This window comes from Microbispora sp. ATCC PTA-5024, assembly GCF_000511135.2.
Taxonomy (GTDB): domain Bacteria; phylum Actinomycetota; class Actinomycetes; order Streptosporangiales; family Streptosporangiaceae; genus Microbispora; species Microbispora corallina.
In genome coordinates, this window is the sequence record NZ_KI866525.1 from 776,159 (window position 1) to 793,735 (window position 17,577).

Genomic DNA, 17,577 nt, shown 5'->3' on the forward strand with positions numbered 1-17,577 from the left:
ACCGTCCTGGATGAGGCGCGGGCGGTCGCTTCCGAACTCGGCTTGCCATCGTGGTGGCTCAACGAGCAGGCCAGCGCCTACGTCGCCCCCGGCCAGGACAGTTCCGCTCGACGGGTCTTCGACCATCCAGGGCTGCGCGTATCCGCCGCCTCCCCTGAACATCTCCTCGCGATGAAAGTCCTCGCCTCCCGCCGGCGGGACACCGGAGACATTCGTGCTCTGGTCCAGCGTTTGGGACTCACCACGGCTGACGAGGTCCTCCGCGTGTGCACGGAGATCTTCCCCGACGAGCCGGTTCCCGATCGGGCTCGCCTGCTGCTGGAAGACATGTTCGACGAGGGCTAACGCCTGCAGAGTGACGAGTCCGGTGCCCATCACCAATCCTGTTGAGAGAGCCTCGGCGCCGCACACCGCTCGACGGCCACGTGCCCGATAACGCGATCGATCAACGGCCTAGGATCGTGGCATGGAGAGCCGGAGCAGCGATCGCGCCGGAGAGGTCCGGGACATCGTCGCCGCTCACCTGCCCGGCTATCGGATCGGCACGGTGGATGTGCTGGGCGCGGGTCAGGACAACACCGCCTACGAGGTCGACGGCGAGCTGATCGTCCGATTCAGCGACGAGCCCGATCCGCAACTCCGGGCCGCGAAGGTGAACGACGAGGCCGCGCTGCTCGCCGCCGTCGCGGCCATCTCCCCCCTGCCCGTCCCCGAGCCGGCCTTCACCGTCGCCGAGCGGGGCTGCCTGGCGTACGTCAAACTCCCCGGCGTGCCGCTGATCGACCTCCCGTTGCCGCAACGATCGGCGCACGGCATGTCGATCGCTGCCAGGCTCGGCGAGCTGCTCTCCGTCCTCCACCGCGCTCCCCTCGCCCGGATGGCCGAGCTGGTGGACACCGACGACCAGCCGAATGCCCTGTGGTTATCCGAGGCCGCGGAGATGTACCACATCCTCGCCTCGTGGGTGCCGGCAGCGCACCGCCCTGCCGTGGAGGCGTTCCTCGCCTCGCCGCCGCCGGCGGACGGACAGGATCCGGTGTTCTCCCACAACGACCTGGGAATCGAGCACGTCCTCGTCGACCCGGACACCGGGAAGGTGACCGGCGTCATCGACTGGAGCGACGCCGCGATCGTCGATCCGGCCTACGACTTCGGCCTCATCTGCCGCGACCTCGGCCCCCAGGCCGTCCGCCTCGCCCTGTGCGACTACCACGCCGACCCGTACGAGATCGAGGCGATCCGTACCCGGGCCGTCTTCTACGCCCGGTGCAGCGTGCTGGAGGACCTGGCCTACGGAGTCGAAACAGGTCGACGCAGATACCTCGACAACGGCCTCGCCGCACTGCGGTGGCTGTATCCGGCCCAGGAAGACTGACGATCCCACCCGGCAGCGAAGGCCGTCGCCCAGGCGGCCGGCGAGGGCTCAGCGCGCGCCATCGGTAAGCGTGGAAAGCGGGCCGCCCGGCTACCGGGCGGCCCGCAGGATCTCGGGGGGTAACGGGGTCAGAACCTGCCGGCTTCGACGTCGGCGAGCGTCACCCGGGAGTTGTGGTAGTAGTACGTGCTGGACGGCATGTCCGGCACGCTGCTGGTCAACGCGACAGGCTGGCCGGTGCCCGCGTTGATGACCAGCTTTTCCTCGGTCTTCCCGCCGGTGGTGGACCAGCTGTCCATCAGCGTGAGCGTGGGCTTTCCGGCGGTGACGGTCTTCGTGACCTTGACCTTAGGCATCGTCGCCATGATTCGGAGTACGCCGGCCCGGACCTGGGGGTTCTCCGGCGCCGCGAGCAGGGCGTCGATGGCGTTCGTCCAGATGTGGTTGTCGGTGACGTCCTTCTGCTGCTCAGCGGTCAGCGGCTTCGGCGGCACGTACTTCTCGCCCCGCGCCTTGGCCAGGCCCTTGAGCTTCTCGATCTCGGCCCGTTCTCCCGACGTGGGATCCGTGCCCCGAGCGAGGTTGGAAACGGCCATCCGGGCGCGCGCGGTGTCGATATCGCCCTTCACGGCGTAGAGCGCCGCCGCTATGTCGCGCTTGAACATGTCGTCACCGCCGTCCTTGCGGACGACGGCACGCCGCAGGGCACTCTTGTCGTTCCCCCAGTAATAGGTGCCGTCGTCGGTGAACAGTCCGATGCCGTGGCCGTCGCTCAGCTCGTCACTGGTCGGCGACTCGTTGCGGATCTCCAGCGTCGCGTCACCCGGCGCCTTGGCCTGCAGGGGCGTGATGGCCGCGGCCAGCTCGGCCAGGATGTGGTTCCCTGCCGCCGGCGCCGCTGTCGCGGGGAGCTGGGCGGGCGTCGACGCGGACGGGAGCACCAGCGCCGCGGCCGCGGCCGCGGCGACGAGGCCGGCGGCGCCGAAGCCCATCGTCCGGCGCATGCCCCACCGGGCCCGCCGACGAGACGCCGTTCTCGTCTCCGGCGCCCCTTCCACGGCCAGCGCCGCCCGTAGCACGGCCCTGGCCTCCTCGAAGGCGTGCGGCCGCACCGGCTCGGTGTCCCTCAGGTTCCGCAACAGGTCCATCTCGTCGATCATCAGTTGGCCTCTTTTATCGTGTTGTGATCGGTCAGCAGCGCGGCCATCCCCGGCGCGTTCCGCAATGCCATTCGCGCCTCGTGCAGGTAACGGCGCGCCGTCCCCGGCGGTACGCCGATCGCCCGCCCCGCGTCGGCGACGGTCAGGTCCTCCCAGGCCACCAGGGTCAAGATCTCCCGCTGCTGCGGCCGGAGCAGCGCCAGCGCCTGCCGCAGCAGCGACTCGACGTCGACGCGGCTGTCCACGGCGGCCCAGGGGTCCCAGCCGGACGCCCTGTCAGTGATGTCGGTGACGTCCGCCAGCGGCTCCTCCATGCCCGGGCGGGACCGCCAGTGCCGCCGGAGCGTGTTGTGCGCCACGCCGAACAGCCACGGGCGGGCGTCGGGGAAGGAGCGATCGTAGGCCGCCCGGGACGTGAGCGCCGCCACCCACACCTCGCCGAGCAGGTCCTCGGCCAGATCGCGGCCGACCCGTCGCGCGAGGTAGGCCCCCACAGCTGCCTCGTGACGCCGGACCACCTCGACGAAGGCATCCTCATCGCCGTCGAGTGATCGGCCGATCAACTCCGCATCATCCGGATCCATGCCCCTCCTCGTAACCGGATCGCCTTACACCCAGCTATTGCCAACTGATGGGGCGAAGCGTTCAGCCTGGTCAGGGTCCTTGTTCGTGAAGGCTCCCGCATCGCCTCGGCCGGAGCGGGACGAGGGGTGTCCTCCGAGTGGGTGGCCGGACCAGCCTCGCTGCCGGAGGGGGCGACGGTATTCGTGAGCCACGAAAGGCCCGCTCACGAAGAAGCCGACCTGTCCGGCCAGAATCCTGCGGTCGTCGTCGAGGGACGCCACACGGCACTACAGGAAAGATCGCGTCATCGCCCGTCGCGTAGCGAGAGAACGTATGTCGCGGTAAGCGCGACGGCACGGTCTTCGTCGTGTGACAGGTCCGCGAGGGCACGTGACGTCGTGGGTCCCGGGATGTCGGCGAGCGCCTGCGCCAGCCGCAGACGTACGGACGAGTCATTGGTGCCGTGGGCGAGGCGGCCGGCGAGCCCGGTGGCGATCTGGTCCGCCAGCGCGGGATCACTCGCCAGCGCGCTCAGCGCATCGGCTGCGTCGACGTCGTTCGTCCCCTTGACGATCATGTCGATGAGCGCCGGGACCGCGTCGGCCACTCCACGTGCTCCGAGCGCCAGAGCCGCACATCCGCGGACCACGACGTCGGAGCTCGTGAGGGCCTCCCGCAGCACTGCGGTCGCCTCATCGTCCGGGATCTCGGCGATGGACTGGACGGCACGTCGCCGGACCTCGGCTGCCGATGATCGGAGGCCCTCCGCCAGCAGCGCCACCGCGCCACCACCCGATCGCGCCAGAGCCCAGTGAAGGGCTCCGGCGACGTTCGGGTCCGCCTCGCTCAACGCGGCCTCGACCAGGGCTTCCACCGGCACCGGAGCATCTTCGGCCGAGGACAGGGCCGCGCGCTGGCGCTTGCCTGCGCTGTCCGATCCCAGGGCCTGCAGGAGCGCCACGATCCGGAGGACGTCCTCCCAGTCGGCGGGTGCCGCGGCGCCGATCCGGCTCAGACGGGTGAGCAGTTCCGTCTCGGCCGCGATGCGTTCCCGGGTCTGGCGGATGAGGTCGCCGACGAGCTCCGAGGGCGTGAATCCGGGATCGTCCAGCGCACGCCCGACTTCACGCAGCGACAGCCCCAACGACCGCAGGCTCTCGATATGGAAGATCCGCCGGATGTCCTCGCTGGAGTACTCCCGATAGCCGGCCTCGCTGCGACCCGTCGGCCGCACGAGGCCGAGCGATTCGTAATGCCGGAGCATCCGGGCGCTGACCCCGGACCGTCGTGCCACATCACCGATCAACACCGCCTGTCACCCCTCCTGGCCGGCCGCGCCGAGGACTGAGACGCGCTTCGCCTCCTCGATCGCGAACTCGAATCCCGCGTCCGGGTTGCGCAACAGACGCTCCGTGGCGATCGCGTGCTGACGCACGCGAGGATCGCGATTCGTCACCGCGGCCCGCAGGGTCGGCACGATCACCTCACCGAGCGCGATCAGCGCCCGGCTGAGGCTCAACCGCGTCTCACGCTCGCCGCGTCCGAGCTGTGTCGCCAGCACCTCGGCCAATTCGGATTCTTCACCTTCGGGCACGAGTACGACCGCGGCCCTCCAGGCGCTGCGCGCCACCTCCTCGTCGCCGTCGGTCAGCAGCGCCCGTGTGATCGCCGGCCACGCCTGCCGATCCCCGATCTTGGACAGCGTGTGCAACGCCTGGCTTCGCGCCTGCGCACGTTCCGAGCGAAGCTCGTCGACGAGCTTCGGAACCGTCATCGATGACGAGTGGCGAGTGAGCGCCCACGTCAGCATGTCACGCACGTAGAAATCGGGCTCGACCGCGCAGCGTTCGATGAGCCTGTCGATGAACCGCGCATCCGGGGCCGTGCCGATCGCCAGCACCGCCTGCAGCCGCACCGACGAACTGCTGTCCTCCAGCCCTCGAAGAGCTCGCGACGTGTTCGTGTCGTCTTCCGGCATGGTCATCGGAACCACCACCTCCTCGGCCACAGTGAAGACCTTGTCACCGTGTCAAGGTCAAGCGAGGCCTTGCGACGGGATCCCCGGGCAAAAGCAGCGGGGCGTGCCGGATTCACGCCCTGGCCGACGACCAGGCCGCCACCTCTCTCGGTAGTTCTCGCGGTATCGGCCGAGTCTGTACTGACCTCAGTCGAGCGCTGCCACGAGCTCGCCGGTGGTGCAGACGGTAGCGATGCGCGGAAAGATGTAGTCGAAGGCGAACTGATGGGCGTGCGCGTCGAGTGCGGTGATCGCGTCCTCGGGCAGGATCACCGTGAAGCCGAATTCGTCGGCGAAGCGCGCGGTCTGCTCGACACCGAAGTTCGTGGCGATCCCGGTGATGATCAGAGTGTCGATGGCGTGCTCACGCAACGCCTCCTCCAGCCCCGTGTTGTGGAATGCACCCCAGGTGCGCTTCACGATCTCCAGGTCGCCGAGCACCCCTTCCACCAGTTCGCTGCCCGGTGGCTGCTCCGCGACGCCTGGCCGCTCGACCCGTACGGAGACGACGAGACCGCCTGCCTTTCGCACTGCGTCGGCCAGAGCGAGGGAGCGGGCGACCACGGCAGGTCCGGAATGGGGCGCCGTGGGCTGTTCGACGATGCGCGTCATCAGGTCGATAAGGAGCAACGCGGTGCGGCGGGGATCCAGTTTGTCCATGATCGGCATGGTAGCGACCACATCGGCCAGCTCACGCTCCGCGGTGAGCGACTGCGATCTGCCCGCGATGCCGTTCCTGGCGTGCCGTCGGCTGCTGTGGTGGATGGCGGCCGATCAGTGACGATTGGCGGGTGATGCGTCGCGATCAATGATCCAGCGGATGAACTGCTGGACTTCCCGCTCTTGCGTCTCGGTCAGCGGTGAGCCTGAGTAGGGGACGCTGCCACCGTCGACGGCCTCGCCGGCTTCATCGGGCAGCGGCTCGTCCGGCCGTTCGGCCGCACCGATGACCACCCGGAGCGCCCGGTCGAGCCGCCGGAGTCCGACGTGTGCCATGGACGTGTGCGGGCCGATCGCGTCGAGCAGCTTGGGCATTACTGCGGCGAGGCGAACGCCGCCGTCGTTCGCGACGCGGTAGCCCTCGTCGGTGAGTCCGAGCAGTCGTGAACGAGCGTCGCGCGGGTTGGGCATCTGGGCGACATGCCCGCGGACGGTGAGCCGGCGGACCATGCCGGACACGGTTGTCGGCGCCATCCCGGTCCAGCGCGAGATCTGCGTCGGCGTGCTCGGCCCGAGTTCGCGAAGCAATGAGTACAGCCCGAACTCGTCCGCAGTGACGGCAAGGTCCCGCAACGCCTCATCGAGCAGGTTCGTGGTCAGGTGCGTCACGAGCCAGATGTCGAACAACAGAGTGGACGGACGAGGATTGCTGCTGATACGTTGCATATTACTACGATAGAGCACTAAATGAAGTGATGGCGATCCTGTGCTGCGCTCAATCATCTCCATGGTCCGTCCCCGCCATCTCGCCGTGACGGCAGCCGTCTATCTCCCACTGGCCGGGCTCATGTTCGGTGGCTGGGCCGGCTCCCTCGCGGCGGTGAGCCGCGCCTGCGCCGATTTGCCGCCCTTCGACGTCCGAAGCTGGTGGACCCTGCAGGATGCCCGGATCATGCTGAACGCATGCGGCCCTGCCGGCCGCACCGCGTACGTCCACCAGCAACTACTCGACCTGATATATCCGGCCGCCCTCGGCGCGCTGCTTCTGGTGGCAACGGCACTGCCGGCCCGCCGCTATGGCAGCCGATGGTGGCCGGTCCTGGTGCCGGCAGTCGCCATGACCGTCCTCGACTACGTCGAGAACATCGGCATATGGAGCTTGCTGCTGGACTGGCCCCACACACATCCCGCAGTGATCGCATTGGCCGGCGCGGCCACAGCGATCAAACGGGTCCTCGGCTTCGTCGCGTTCACCACACCTCTGCTGCTGGCCTCGGTCGCGCTCGCCTCAGCGATCAGCCGACGCGTCCAACGGCCGGAATCCGCCGACCAGGTGACAGACACCGAAACGTCCGAACGGGTACTTCCCACTGCATCGTGAACAACCGAGCTGCGTAGGCCCAGCGGACCCACGCTGTCCCACCGCGGGCGGGCCCGAGGCGGCGCACCGGTCGTAGAACGGAACAATCGATCCGTGTTGACGTGATCACGTGGCCGGGAGCCGCAGGCCGAGCCACTGCTCGGCGTCCCAGGCCTGAAACCGCTCGACCTCGGCGAACCCCAGCTTTGCCGCGAGGCGCATAGACGCGACGTTGGCGCTCTGGGTGGTGAGCACCACCGGCTCGCCGGGAAGGACGCCGTCGAACCAGTCGAGTGCCGCCGCGCACGCCTCGGCGGCGTACCCTTGCCCCCAGGCCTCCGGCAGGAACAGGTAACCGAGATCGGCCTTCCCCACGGCAGCCGGCCGACGGTGCCCGGCCGCTCTCCTGAGCAGGACCTGGCCGATCATCCTTCCGTCGAGCTCGACGACGAAACTCCCGGGCCATCGCTCGGGAACCTCTGGCATCTCACGCTCAAGCTCGTCACGCGGCCGGGGACCGCCGAGGTAGGTGTGCACCTCCGGCGAGGCGAGCAGCTCGATGAACGTTGTACGGTCCCGCCCCTCGGGCTCACGGAGCACGAGCCGCTCGGTCCGGATCAGCTCAGGCGGCCACGCCACATGTCCTAGGTCTGACATGCGCGCATGCTAACAACCTTGTAGAACGACGTTCGACCGTATGGCCCGCCGGCCGATCAGTGCGGCTGGGTGAACAATCCCGTCTCGGGGTGAGGGGACATTGCACCCGCGCTGTCAGCGATCAGGTTATGTGTGTGCTGGCTGAGTTGGGCCTCACTCAGCACCGGCTGGCAGACAACCTGGCCAGGGCGTCGTCGGACGGGATTCCGGGCTCGGCATGTGCGACGAAGAGTCGCTCCGTCGATGGAGAACGTCGCATGCCAGAGAGACAGATCGCCCACGCGATAATCGAGTACACCTACCGCTCGACCCTGCGCTCCGCCAGCAGTTCGCGCCACGACTTGTCGCCTCGGGGAATCTGTTGGCCGGCGTCCGCCAGTTCCTGAACGTGGGCAGCCCGCTCGTAGGCGTCTGTGCGGCCCTGCGGATCTTTGACCGAGTCGCATGCGATCAACCACCAGGTGTGGATAAACTCACTCAACCGACCCAGGTCCAAACTGGCGCGAACCTCAGCCAGGACGACGTCAAGACCCGCGTCGAATCCATCTCGGTCCTGAGGCACGACCAACGCCCTACGGATGGCACGCAGATTCTTCTCCGGAAGAGGACCTTCAGGGTTGAATTCCTGTGGTTGCGCGGTCATGCCGTCAGTGTACGTACAGGCAGTGATGCGGCCCAGGCAAACCAGGACCTGAGGAGGTGATCCGCCCTACGGGCGGGTGCGCGACTCCAGGACCTGGCTCCCCGACCAGTAGAGCGGCACGAGCAGCGGCCCCGCTGCCTGAGGGAGATCGAGATGAAGACCAGTGTCGTAGGGGCTGTGTCAGCGCCCCATGTCCGAGCGCAGGATCTCTTCATGCCTCTCGGCAAGGTCCGGCTCCGCCGCGAACGACGCGAAGAAGGTGAGGTGACCCTCCGCCGGGGCGGACTCGGTCAGCCGCTCTCGAACCGGCTCGGTAGCGGACGGCATCTGATCCAGCCGGTGCTGCACTTCCTCGCAGATGACACTCACACTCCCAGTCTGTTCTCGCAGAAGGACGCCGACCATGATTACGGTGTCGAGAGGAAGCCATGGCGGCAAGATCAGACGGGCCAGAACCCAAGGCTAATGGCACGAAGCCCCGTTTCGATGATCGGAACGGGCTCTTTTCGCTGGTGGGCGGTACTGGGTTCGAACCAGTGACCCCTCGCTTGTAAGGCGAGTGCTCTACCGCTGAGCTAACCGCCCGGACGGGACTACACCTTACGGCACCTCGCCGCCTCTCAGCACATCGAGCGACCAGTCGCGGCCCACGTCATGGGCGCCCACGGCCTGCCAGCCGAGCAGGGCCGCGCCGAGCATCCCCGCCTGGACGCCGAGGGCGGCCGGGCACAGCGGCGGGGGGTCGCGGAAGGTCAGCCGGGCGGCCAGGCGTTCGCGGAGGGGGTCGAACAGCGCCGGGCCCGCCTCCGACAGGCCGCCGCCGATGACGATCAGCGAGGGGTCCATGGTCAGGACGTACGACGCCAGGGAGATGGCGAGGGCCTCGACGGCCTCCCCGAACACCTCCTGGGCCGCCGGATCGCCGGAGGCGGCGAGGCCGACGACGTCCTTGGCTGTGGCGGGCCGGCCGGTGCGGGTCTCGTAGCGGCGGCCGATCGCGGAGGCCGAGGCGTAGGTCTCCAGGCAGCCGATCTGCCCGCACGCGCACTTCTCCCCCGCCGGCCACACAGCCGCGTGGCCGATCTCGCCGCCCCAGCCGTTGGCCCCGCCGTACGGTTCGCCGCGCAGGACCACGGCGCCCGCGATGCCGGTGCCGATGGGCAGGAAGAGGAAGTCGTCCACGTCCTTGCCGGCCCCGAAAACGCTCTCCGCCAGCCCGCCGGTGCGGACGTCGTGGCCGAGGCGGGCGGGCAGGCCGGGGGGCACGAAGGCCGCGGCGGGGACCTGGTGCCAGCCGATGTTGGCCGAGTACATGGCGGTCGTCGAGGTCACGATGCCCGGGACGGCAAGGCCGACGGCGACGGGCGGGCCGCCGAACAGGGAGCTGCCGAGGTCGGCGAGCTCCCCGGCGTAGGCGCGGACGGCGTCGACGACGGCCTCCGGGCCGTTCTCGCGGCCGGTGGGGCGGCCGTCGAGGGCGGTGACCCGTCCCTCGCGGGTGACGAGCCCGCCCTTCATGGCGGTGCCGCCCACATCGAGGCCGACGACGTACTCCGGCACGGACGCCGTCACGAGCGGCCGAGCACGCGGCTGAGGGCGGCCTCGACCTCGGCGGCCAGGCCGGGCGGACCGGCCGGGACGAGGGATTCGGCCGAGATCAGCGAGTCGCGGGACCGGGCGAGCCGGACGGATCCACAGGAACGGCACTCGACCTCGCCGAGACGGCAGATCAGCGAGATCGAGCCGCAGGTGGCGCACGTGTCGAGATCGAGGTCGTGCTCGCGCTGGCAGTCCGGGCAGACCAGGACCTGCGCCTCGCGGCGCACCCCGCGCTTCCAGGGGCTCACGCCTCGTACGGGGTCGGTCTGCCGGGCCCCGCATCGGTAGCAGGGCATGGTGGGCCTCCAAGTGCGGTTCGGGAAAGGTGCAGACGGAGATATGTCAATGCCCACGTGGGGGCGGTCAAACGATCAGAGGCCGGCCAGCGCCTTCCGGTACTCGCCGACGTCCCGCGCGGACCCCGCGGGGTTGACGACCTTCCAGCGCACGACGCCCTCGCCGTCGAGGATGAACGTGCCCCGGCGGGCGAGGCCCCTCTCCTCGTCCAGGACACCGTACGCCCGGGCGACCTCGCCGTGGGGCCAGAAGTCGGACAGCAGCGGGAACGGGAAGCCCTCCTGGTCGGCCCAGGCGCGCTGGCTGTACATCGAGTCGACGGACACGGCGAGCACCTCGACGTCCTCGGGCGCGGCCGGGACGAGCTCGTCGCGGAGGGCGGCCAGTTCCCCGTGGCAGACCGGGCTGAACGACAGCGGGTAGAAGACGAGCACGACCCTGCGGCCCCGGAGGTCGGCGAGCCTGACGGGAGCGCCGTGCTGGTCCTTCAGGGTGAAGTCCGGCGCGATCTGTCCGACCTCTACCGCCATGAGCAGTCCTTCCAGCTGATCCGCCCATCATCCTGCCGTACGGCACAGCGGGGCCGTACGGCAGGGCGGTACCTCAGCGGCGGGCCTTGGGGGCGACCAGGCGGGTGCCCGACCAGTCCCTGGCGGCGCTCACGCTGCTCGTCTGCGACAGCCCGGCGGTCGCCGCGTCCTCGCCGATGTCGCTGGGCTCGACGTGACCGTCACGCCCCGCCTTGGGCGTCAGCAGCCAGATCTGGCCGCCGTCGGCGAGAGCGGTCATCGCGTCGCTGAGAGCGTCGAAGAGGTCCCCGTCCCCGTCGCGCCACCACAGGAGCACCACGTCGACGACGTCGTCGTAGTCCTCGTCCACCAGCTCGTTGCCGGTCAGCTCCTCGATGGACTGGCGCAGCGCCTCGTCGCAGTCCTCGTCCCAGCCGACCTCCTGCACCACCTGACCGGCCTTGAGGCCGAGTCGTTCGGCCAGGCCGCGCTCGTCCTGCGCCTGACCCGCGGTCGCGCTCACGTTCATCCCTCCTGCTTGGGGTGACCCCGCCCATGTCTGCGGTTGTCCGGCTCATCGAGAGCCATGCTTCGGCACAGTCCACACGCTGTGACCCGCCGTCGTCAACGGTCGCCACGGGGCCTGACCCGCACCGTTATCTGCTAATCGGACAAAAAGGACAAACGAACCCGCCTGTCCGGGTTGTCGACGTTCACATCGATCACGGCGACCGACTGCCAGGTCCCGAGGGCGAGCCTGCCGCCCAGTACGGGAACCGTCGCGTACGGCGGAATGAACGCGGGCATGACATGCGACCTTCCGTGCCCCCGGGAGCCGTGCGCATGCCTCCACCTGTCGTCGGCCGGAAGGAGGTCGCCGAGAGCGGCCAGCAGATCCTCGTCGCTCCCGGAGCCCAGCTCCAGCAACGCCACCCCCGCCGTCGCGTGCGGCACGAACACGTGCAGCAGGCCGTCTCCCCCGCATCCGCGGGCGAACTCCGCGCACTCGCGCGTGATGTCGTGCACCCGCTCCGCGGAACCGGTGTGCACCCTGATCTCCGTCGACTTCACACCGTGATATTACGATCCGGCCCGGGCCGCACCACTGTGAGCTGGGACGACGACCGCGTCCGGCCCCGGGAAGACCAGAGCCTCGTGCCCGTCGTCGAAGCGGACCATGAACGGCGGACCTCCGCCGGGGCCGCGAACCTCGATGATCTCGCCCTGACGCTCGTGTTCGCCCACGACGGCGCCGTGCACCACGAGCCGGTCGCCAACCGCTGCCTGCATCTCGGTCCCTCCTCTCTCTCCAGAGCCTGGTACGGCTATCGCCACCTGGAAAGAGGAGAAACCTCTCCCTCCACAGAGGGAGGGACAACCCATACCAAAACGTTACGCTGCGCGAATGGGGCTCAGAGGGCGGATGGCGGCCTCCTACGTCATGGTCACCGCGGCCGCCGTCCTGGCCGTCGAGGCCGTGCTCCTCGGCGTGTACGTGCCGTCGCTGGTGAGCGGCACCGACCTCCGGGCGCGGCTGCAGGACCAGGCGAACCGGGACGCCAAGGTGCTCAGCCTGACGATCACCAAGCTGAGGGTCGACTATCCGGAGGTTCCCGCCGCCAGGCTGCTCTTCATGGCGATGAAGGCGTCGAACGAGGACACCTCCCTCGGCGGAACGCCCCGGGACTACAAGAAGGGCGTCGAGATCGCCCCCACGGACGGAATGGTCGTCGACCGGCCCGTGGAGGTGCTCGTCGACGGCGCCGGCCAGGTGCTCGGCAGCTCCGCGCAGGGCACCTACTCACCCGGCTCGGCGGTCCGCGTGCTCCCCGGAGGCGGCGGGGGCAAGGGCCTCACGCCGGCGGGCGAGGCCGTGTGGTGGGCCAGCCCCGTCCTCATCCCGGCGAGCACCCCTCCGAGCCCGCCGTCCGTCGAAGCGAAGGAGAGTCTCAAGGGCACCTCGCTCGTCACCGCGGGATACGTGTACGTGCAGGCGCCGCCGGGGTACGGCGGCGAGTTCTCCTTCTCGTCCGTCTATCCCATGGTCCTTCCGGGGGCGCTCGCCCTCAGCCTGGTGCTGCCGGTCGGGCTGCTGTTCGGCCTGCTGAGCACCCGTCGGCTGATCGGCCGGGTGCGGCGGCTGGCCGCGGTGACCGGCGCGGTCTCCCGGGGAGACTTCCGGCCACGGGTGCCGGTCACGCCGGGGGACGAGGTGGGCCTCCTGGAGGAGGCGTTCAACCTGATGACCGAGCGGCTGCGCGGCGCGGTGGCCGCCGAGCGGCTGACGGCCGAGGCGGACGCCCGGCACGCGGAACGGGCGAGGATCGCCGGGGAACTGCACGACTCCATCTCCCAGGACCTGTTCTCGCTCAGCCTGCTGGCCGCCGGGATGCGACGGGCCGCCCCGGAGGCCCTGCGTCCCCAGGCCGAGTCGATGGAGCGCACGGCCGCCCGGGCGATGCGGGAGATGCAGGCCCTGCTGCTGGAGTTGCGTCCGGTGGCGCTGGAGGACGCGGGGCTCGTGCCCGCCCTCGACGAGCTGTGCCGCGCGTACGAGGCCCGCCTCGGGATCCGGGTGACATCCTCGCTGGAGGAGGTGAGCCTCCCGCCGGCCGCCGAGCACGCCGTGCTCCGGCTCGTGCAGGAGTCGCTCGGCAACGCGATCAAGCACGCCGAGCCGAAGTCGGTGGATGTGCGGCTGCGGGTGCGCGACGGCGGCGTCCTGGTCGAGGTAGGCGACGACGGCGCCGGCTTCGACCAGGCGTCGGCCGCCTCCCGCCACGGGATGGGCCTGCGCCTCATGCGCGAGCGGGTCCGCCAGCTGGGCGGCGTCCTGGAGCTGACGAGCGAGCCGGGACGCGGCACGACCGTGTCCGCGCGGCTGCCGCTCCCCGCCTCCGGGAGGCCGCCCGCCGCGACCGCGCCGCGACCGGTCGGCGCCCTGCCCGAACGGCTCTCGGACGACGGGCGGGAGACGCGATGATCCGGGTGCTGATCGTGGACGACCACGAGGTCGTACGGCACGGCCTGAGGTTCGTGCTCGACCAGGAGGACGGGATCGAGGTCGTGGGCGAGTGCGCCGGGGGCGAGCGGGCGCTGGCCGTGATCCCGGCCCTGCGGCCCGACGTGGTGCTGCTCGACATGGTGATGCCCGGCCTGGACGGCCTGGGCGTGCTGCGCAGGCTCGGCGGGACGCCGGAGGCGGACCGCCCGGCGGTGATCGTGCTGACCTCGTTCCTGGAGGACGAGCGGGTGGTCGAGGCGGTGCGCCTCGGGGCGCTGTCGTACCTGCCCAAGACGACCGCCGTCGACCGCGTGGTGGACGCCGTCCGGGCCGCCGCCGAGGGCGGCAGCGTGCTGGAGCCTGGCGTCGCCGCCCTGCTGGTCGAGCGCGTACGGCGGGGCGGCGCCCGGCGGCCCCTCGACCTGCTCACCCCGCGGGAGCGGGACGTGCTGGCCCAGCTCGCGCGGGGCCGGTCGAACTCGGAGATCGGCCGTTCGCTCGGCATGGGCAGGGAGACGGTGAAGACCCACGTGTCGAGCATCCTGGCGAAGCTCGGCCTGGCCGACCGGACGCAGGCCGCGATCTTCGGCCTCCAGCAGGGCCTCGTCCCGCTCGACGAGGCCCTGGACGGCTGAGCCGCGCCCGGCGGGCGCCCGGGTGAGCGCCAGCGGCCAGGTCGCGAGCGCGGGCCGGTCAGACGGTACGCAGGGCGTCGGTCGGGGCGAGGGCGGCGGCGCGGAGGGCCGGGTAGAGGCCCGCGAGCGCGCCGACCGCGAGGGCCACGGCCGGGCCGCCCCACAGGGCCTCCGGCGGAACCAGCAGGTCCCAGCCCCGGGAGGCGGACAGGCCGGCCGTGACGAGGCACCCGATGGCCACCCCGCCGGCGCCGCCGATCGCGGCCAGCACGAGCGACTCGGTCAGGAACTGGCCGGCCACGTGCCGCCGGGTGGCGCCCAGCGACCGGCGCAGGCCGATCTCCCCCCGGCGTTCGAGCACCGAGATGACCATGATGTTGCCGATGCCGATCCCGCCCACGAGCAGGGCGACGGCCCCCAGGCCGAGGAACAGCGCGGCCCCCGACTGGGCGACGGCGAGCCGGGCCGTCAGCGCGTCCGAGGGCCGGTTCACCTCGGCCTGCTCCGGGTTGGCCGGGTCGGCCGTCAGCGCGAGCAGGCCCGCCACCTGCTCGACCCGGTCCTGGGCCACCCGGACGTACAGGCGGCTCGGGTGCCCGTCGTACCCGAACAGCCGGGCGGCGACGGGGAACCCCACCAGCGCCGAACGGTCGATCTCCGGGGCCAGGGGCAGCGGGTCGAGGATGCCGGCGACGGAGAACCAGTGGCCACCGAGCCAGACGCGGACGTCCGGGCCGGTTTCGGTGATCCCTAGCGTCCGGGCGGTCTCGTAGCCGAGCACGGTGACCGGGTAGCCGGCGGTGGCCGCGTCGAGGAACCTGCCCCGCCGCACCCGCCCGTCCAGCGCCGCCGGCAGGGACGGGTCGCAGGCGCGGACGGCCAGGCCGCCCGTCTGGCCGGAGGGCACCAGCGGGTTGCGGTAGACGTTGCGCGCGGCGAGCTGGGTGGTCGGGGCGACGTGCAGCACGCCCGTCATCCGGCGGATCATCCGCGCCGCGTCCGCGGGAAGGGTCGCCTCCGCGCCTCCCAGGTCCCTGCCGTTCACGACGGTGAGCAGGTTGGTGCCGAGCCGGTCGATCTGCGCGAGCAGCGCCGACTGGCTCGACCTCGTCACGCCGAGCACGGCCACGATCGCCGCGATGCCGATCGCGATGCCGAGAGCCGACAGGACGGCCCGGGTTCGGCGGGTGCGCACCCCGAGCGTGCCGGTGGCCAGCAGATCGGCCGCCCGCAGCCGCGGCAGCGGCGCCTTGCGCCCGCCCGGCTGCTCACGCGGCCCGCCCGGCCCCGCGTCCCGGCCGCCCGGCAGCGGATCACGCCCGCGCGGCTCGTCCCGGCCGCCTCCCGGGTCCTGTTCGTCCCGGCCGCCCTGATGCTCGTCCATGTGGTCACTCCCGCCCGTCGTTGCGGTCACCGTTGTGCTCCCGGGCCACCACGCGGCCGTCCCGCAGGACGATCCGGCGGCGGCACGCGGCGGCCACGCCGGCGTCGTGGGTGACGATCACGAGGGTCGCCCCCTGGCCGTTCAGCTCGCGCAGCAGCGCGACGATCTCGGCGCCGGTGGCCGAGTCGAGGTTGCCGGTGGGCTCGTCGGCGAAGAGGATCGACGGCCGTCCCACCAGCGCCCGCGCGATCGCCACCCGCTGGCGCTCGCCACCGGACAGCCGGCCGGCCCGATGTCCCCCGCGGTGGCCGAGCCCGACCCGGTCGAGCGCCTCGACGGCGAGCCGCCGCCGCCGCCGGGCCGGCTCGCCCCGGTAGAGCAGCCCGGTGGCGACGTTCTCCAGCGCGGTGAGGGCGTCCAGCAGGAAGAACTGCTGGAACACCACGCCGACGTGGTGGGCGCGCAGCCCGGCCAGCCTCCGGTCCGGCAGTCCCTCCACCGCGTGCCCGGCGAGCCGTACGGACCCGGACGTGGGCCGGTCGAGCGCGGCCATCAGATGAAGGAGAGTGGACTTGCCCGACCCGGACGGCCCGAGGACGGCCACCATGTCGCCCTCCGCGACCGACAGCGAGATGCCCCGCACCGGCTCGACCGGCGGCTCGCCCGGGTAGACCTTGCGGACCTCGTCGAGCACGAGGACCCCCGACGGGACGCTCATCCCTCGGGCACCTCCACCCGGGCTCCCTCGGCGACGCCGGTCACCTCGACGACGCCCGAGATCTCGTCGAACAGGCCCGTCTCCACCGGAACCTCCGTGCGGTGGCCGCCGGCGCCGACGGTGACGACGGAGAAGGCGCCGCCGGGCCGTGCGAGGAGCGCCACGATCGGCACCGCGAGCACGTCGCGGTGGCGTTCCGTGGTGATCGCCACCTGGACCATGGCCTGGTCGAGCACCCGGGGCTGCTTCCCGGTGAGGCGGACGGTGATCGGGACGTACGACTGCTGCTGTTGCTCGTCCGGCCCCTGGCTCGCCTGGGCGACGTCGCTGACCGCGGACACGCGGCCCCGCCGCTCGCGGCCGTCCGGGAGCGTGACCGTGACGCGGTCGCCCTTCCGCACACCGGGGGCCATGCTGGGGTCGAGCCGGACCGACACGACCGGCGTCTCACCCGTCCCGTGCAGGACCGGGCCGCCGATCGCCGCGCCCAGCGCGGCGTCGTACGCGGTCACGCGCAGCGGCCCGGGCAGGAAGACGACCTGCCCGAGGGACAGCGAGCCGGTGACCGGCAGCCTCAGGTGGTGCTGCCACCGGCGGACCGCGTAGTACGTCCCGAGGTCGTAGTGGGAGTCGACGGTGAAGCCGGTGTACCCGAGGACCCTCAGGTTGCGTTCGAGCTGGCGGATGTCCGGGCCGTCGGTCATGCCGAGCGCGAACGGCCGCCACGCCGGGCGGGGGCCGTACAGGAGGGGGACCTTCCTGCCGTCGGCCTCGTAGACCGCCCGGCCCCGGCGGACCACCGATCCGGGCGCGGGCAGCCGGGTCAGCCGGCCGCCCGTCCCCTGGACGGTGAACGCGCCGTCGTACGTCAAGGTGCCGTTGATCTGGACGCTCTGGGTGACGTCGGTCCGCTCGACGGCGGCCGTTCCCGTAGGGACGGCGGGCACGGCGCCCTGCGCGCCCCCGGACGACGAGGCGGAGGCCGGGGTCCCCCC

General features: G+C 71.1%; 23 protein-coding genes and 1 tRNA gene. 5 read left to right on the forward strand and 19 right to left on the reverse strand.

The genetic code is table 11. The features are described from left to right. Positions 1-345 (forward strand): hypothetical protein (locus MPTA5024_RS29460; protein WP_198167464.1); only part of this gene is annotated, 345 nt, incomplete at its 5' end. 121 nt (positions 346-466) lie between these two features. Then, the gene (locus tag MPTA5024_RS29465) at positions 467-1,375 is read left to right on the forward strand and encodes a phosphotransferase family protein (RefSeq protein WP_036330448.1); all 909 of its coding nucleotides are present in this window, start codon (positions 467-469) and stop codon (positions 1,373-1,375) included. Positions 1,376-1,503: 128 nt separating this feature from the next. Here MPTA5024_RS29465 and MPTA5024_RS41410 read toward each other — a convergent pair whose 3' ends face one another. The 6 genes from MPTA5024_RS41410 to MPTA5024_RS29495 form a co-directional block, all read right to left on the reverse strand. Next, on the reverse strand, positions 1,504-2,535 hold the full coding sequence (locus MPTA5024_RS41410) for a hypothetical protein (RefSeq protein ID WP_036330450.1): 1,032 nt from the start codon (positions 2,533-2,535) through the stop codon (positions 1,504-1,506). After that, the gene (locus tag MPTA5024_RS29475; RefSeq protein WP_036330454.1) at positions 2,535-3,119 is read right to left on the reverse strand and encodes an RNA polymerase sigma factor; all 585 of its coding nucleotides are present in this window, start codon (positions 3,117-3,119) and stop codon (positions 2,535-2,537) included. The genes MPTA5024_RS41410 and MPTA5024_RS29475 overlap by 1 nt, the downstream gene beginning before the upstream one ends. 284 nt (positions 3,120-3,403) lie before the next feature. Further along, positions 3,404-4,408: a HEAT repeat domain-containing protein gene (locus tag MPTA5024_RS29480; RefSeq protein ID WP_036330455.1), complete on the reverse strand. Its 1,005-nt coding sequence runs from the start codon at positions 4,406-4,408 to the stop codon at positions 3,404-3,406. 6 nt (positions 4,409-4,414) lie between these two features. Next, positions 4,415-5,107: a HEAT repeat domain-containing protein gene (locus MPTA5024_RS29485; RefSeq protein ID WP_332310636.1), complete on the reverse strand. Its 693-nt coding sequence runs from the start codon at positions 5,105-5,107 to the stop codon at positions 4,415-4,417. A 156-nt stretch (positions 5,108-5,263) separates the two neighbouring features. Next, positions 5,264-5,776: an isochorismatase family protein gene (locus MPTA5024_RS29490; RefSeq protein WP_036330955.1), complete on the reverse strand. Its 513-nt coding sequence runs from the start codon at positions 5,774-5,776 to the stop codon at positions 5,264-5,266. Between the two features lie 114 nt (positions 5,777-5,890). Continuing rightward, a complete protein-coding gene (locus MPTA5024_RS29495; protein WP_198167465.1) occupies positions 5,891-6,502 on the reverse strand; it encodes a MarR family winged helix-turn-helix transcriptional regulator in 612 nt (203 codons plus the stop codon). 40 nt (positions 6,503-6,542) lie between these two features. On the opposite strand from MPTA5024_RS29495, the gene MPTA5024_RS29500 reads away from it, so the two are divergent. Then, positions 6,543-7,157: a hypothetical protein gene (locus MPTA5024_RS29500; protein ID WP_036330457.1), complete on the forward strand. Its 615-nt coding sequence runs from the start codon at positions 6,543-6,545 to the stop codon at positions 7,155-7,157. Positions 7,158-7,262: 105 nt separating this feature from the next. Here MPTA5024_RS29500 and MPTA5024_RS29505 read toward each other — a convergent pair whose 3' ends face one another. The 10 genes from MPTA5024_RS29505 to MPTA5024_RS29550 form a co-directional block, all read right to left on the reverse strand. Continuing rightward, positions 7,263-7,793 carry a GNAT family N-acetyltransferase gene (locus tag MPTA5024_RS29505; protein WP_036330459.1) on the reverse strand — a complete coding sequence of 177 codons (531 nt, stop codon included), beginning with the start codon at positions 7,791-7,793 and terminating at the stop codon, positions 7,263-7,265. Between the two features lie 298 nt (positions 7,794-8,091). After that, a complete protein-coding gene (locus MPTA5024_RS29510) occupies positions 8,092-8,436 on the reverse strand; it encodes a DUF6247 family protein (protein ID WP_036330461.1) in 345 nt (114 codons plus the stop codon). Positions 8,437-8,616: 180 nt separating this feature from the next. Further along, positions 8,617-8,805 (reverse strand): hypothetical protein, encoded by a 189-nt coding sequence (locus MPTA5024_RS29515; RefSeq protein WP_157099796.1) that lies wholly within the window; start codon positions 8,803-8,805, stop codon positions 8,617-8,619. Positions 8,806-8,946: 141 nt separating this feature from the next. Continuing rightward, a tRNA-Val gene (locus MPTA5024_RS29520) sits at positions 8,947-9,021 on the reverse strand. Positions 9,022-9,036: 15 nt separating this feature from the next. Next, positions 9,037-10,008 carry an ROK family protein gene (locus tag MPTA5024_RS29525; RefSeq protein WP_232326695.1) on the reverse strand — a complete coding sequence of 324 codons (972 nt, stop codon included), beginning with the start codon at positions 10,006-10,008 and terminating at the stop codon, positions 9,037-9,039. Then, positions 10,005-10,331 (reverse strand): hypothetical protein, encoded by a 327-nt coding sequence (locus MPTA5024_RS29530; protein WP_036330467.1) that lies wholly within the window; start codon positions 10,329-10,331, stop codon positions 10,005-10,007. The genes MPTA5024_RS29525 and MPTA5024_RS29530 overlap by 4 nt, the downstream gene beginning before the upstream one ends. Positions 10,332-10,406: 75 nt before the next feature. After that, a complete protein-coding gene (locus tag MPTA5024_RS29535; RefSeq protein ID WP_198167466.1) occupies positions 10,407-10,862 on the reverse strand; it encodes a peroxiredoxin in 456 nt (151 codons plus the stop codon). 73 nt (positions 10,863-10,935) lie between these two features. Continuing rightward, positions 10,936-11,364, reverse strand: a complete 429-nt coding sequence (locus tag MPTA5024_RS29540; protein ID WP_084370137.1) for a DUF3052 domain-containing protein — start codon at positions 11,362-11,364, stop codon at positions 10,936-10,938. A gap of 140 nt (positions 11,365-11,504) precedes the next feature. Then, a complete protein-coding gene (locus MPTA5024_RS29545; protein ID WP_036330470.1) occupies positions 11,505-11,912 on the reverse strand; it encodes a YjbQ family protein in 408 nt (135 codons plus the stop codon). 9 nt (positions 11,913-11,921) lie between these two features. Further along, complete coding sequence (locus MPTA5024_RS29550; RefSeq protein ID WP_036330472.1) at positions 11,922-12,131, reverse strand: DUF1918 domain-containing protein; 210 nt, start codon at positions 12,129-12,131, stop codon at positions 11,922-11,924. A gap of 115 nt (positions 12,132-12,246) precedes the next feature. Between MPTA5024_RS29550 and MPTA5024_RS29555 the strand changes: the two genes are divergently transcribed. Together MPTA5024_RS29555 and MPTA5024_RS29560 are read left to right on the forward strand one after the other, a co-directional pair. Further along, the gene (locus MPTA5024_RS29555; RefSeq protein WP_036330474.1) at positions 12,247-13,824 is read left to right on the forward strand and encodes a sensor histidine kinase; all 1,578 of its coding nucleotides are present in this window, start codon (positions 12,247-12,249) and stop codon (positions 13,822-13,824) included. After that, positions 13,821-14,480, forward strand: coding sequence for a response regulator (locus MPTA5024_RS29560; protein ID WP_036330476.1), 660 nt, complete (start codon positions 13,821-13,823; stop codon positions 14,478-14,480). Before MPTA5024_RS29555 ends, MPTA5024_RS29560 begins: the two co-directional genes overlap by 4 nt. Before the next feature lie 58 nt (positions 14,481-14,538). Here the strand turns inward: MPTA5024_RS29560 and MPTA5024_RS29565 are convergent, their stop codons facing one another. The 3 genes from MPTA5024_RS29565 to MPTA5024_RS29575 all read right to left on the reverse strand — a co-directional run. Continuing rightward, positions 14,539-15,864: an ABC transporter permease gene (locus MPTA5024_RS29565; RefSeq protein ID WP_084370097.1), complete on the reverse strand. Its 1,326-nt coding sequence runs from the start codon at positions 15,862-15,864 to the stop codon at positions 14,539-14,541. Between the two features lie 4 nt (positions 15,865-15,868). Beyond that, positions 15,869-16,582, reverse strand: coding sequence for an ABC transporter ATP-binding protein (locus tag MPTA5024_RS29570; RefSeq protein ID WP_036330478.1), 714 nt, complete (start codon positions 16,580-16,582; stop codon positions 15,869-15,871). Beyond that, on the reverse strand, positions 16,579-17,577 hold a 999-nt coding region (locus tag MPTA5024_RS29575; protein WP_232326696.1), incomplete at its 5' end, for a peptidoglycan-binding domain-containing protein. The genes MPTA5024_RS29575 and MPTA5024_RS29570, both read right to left, overlap by 4 nt.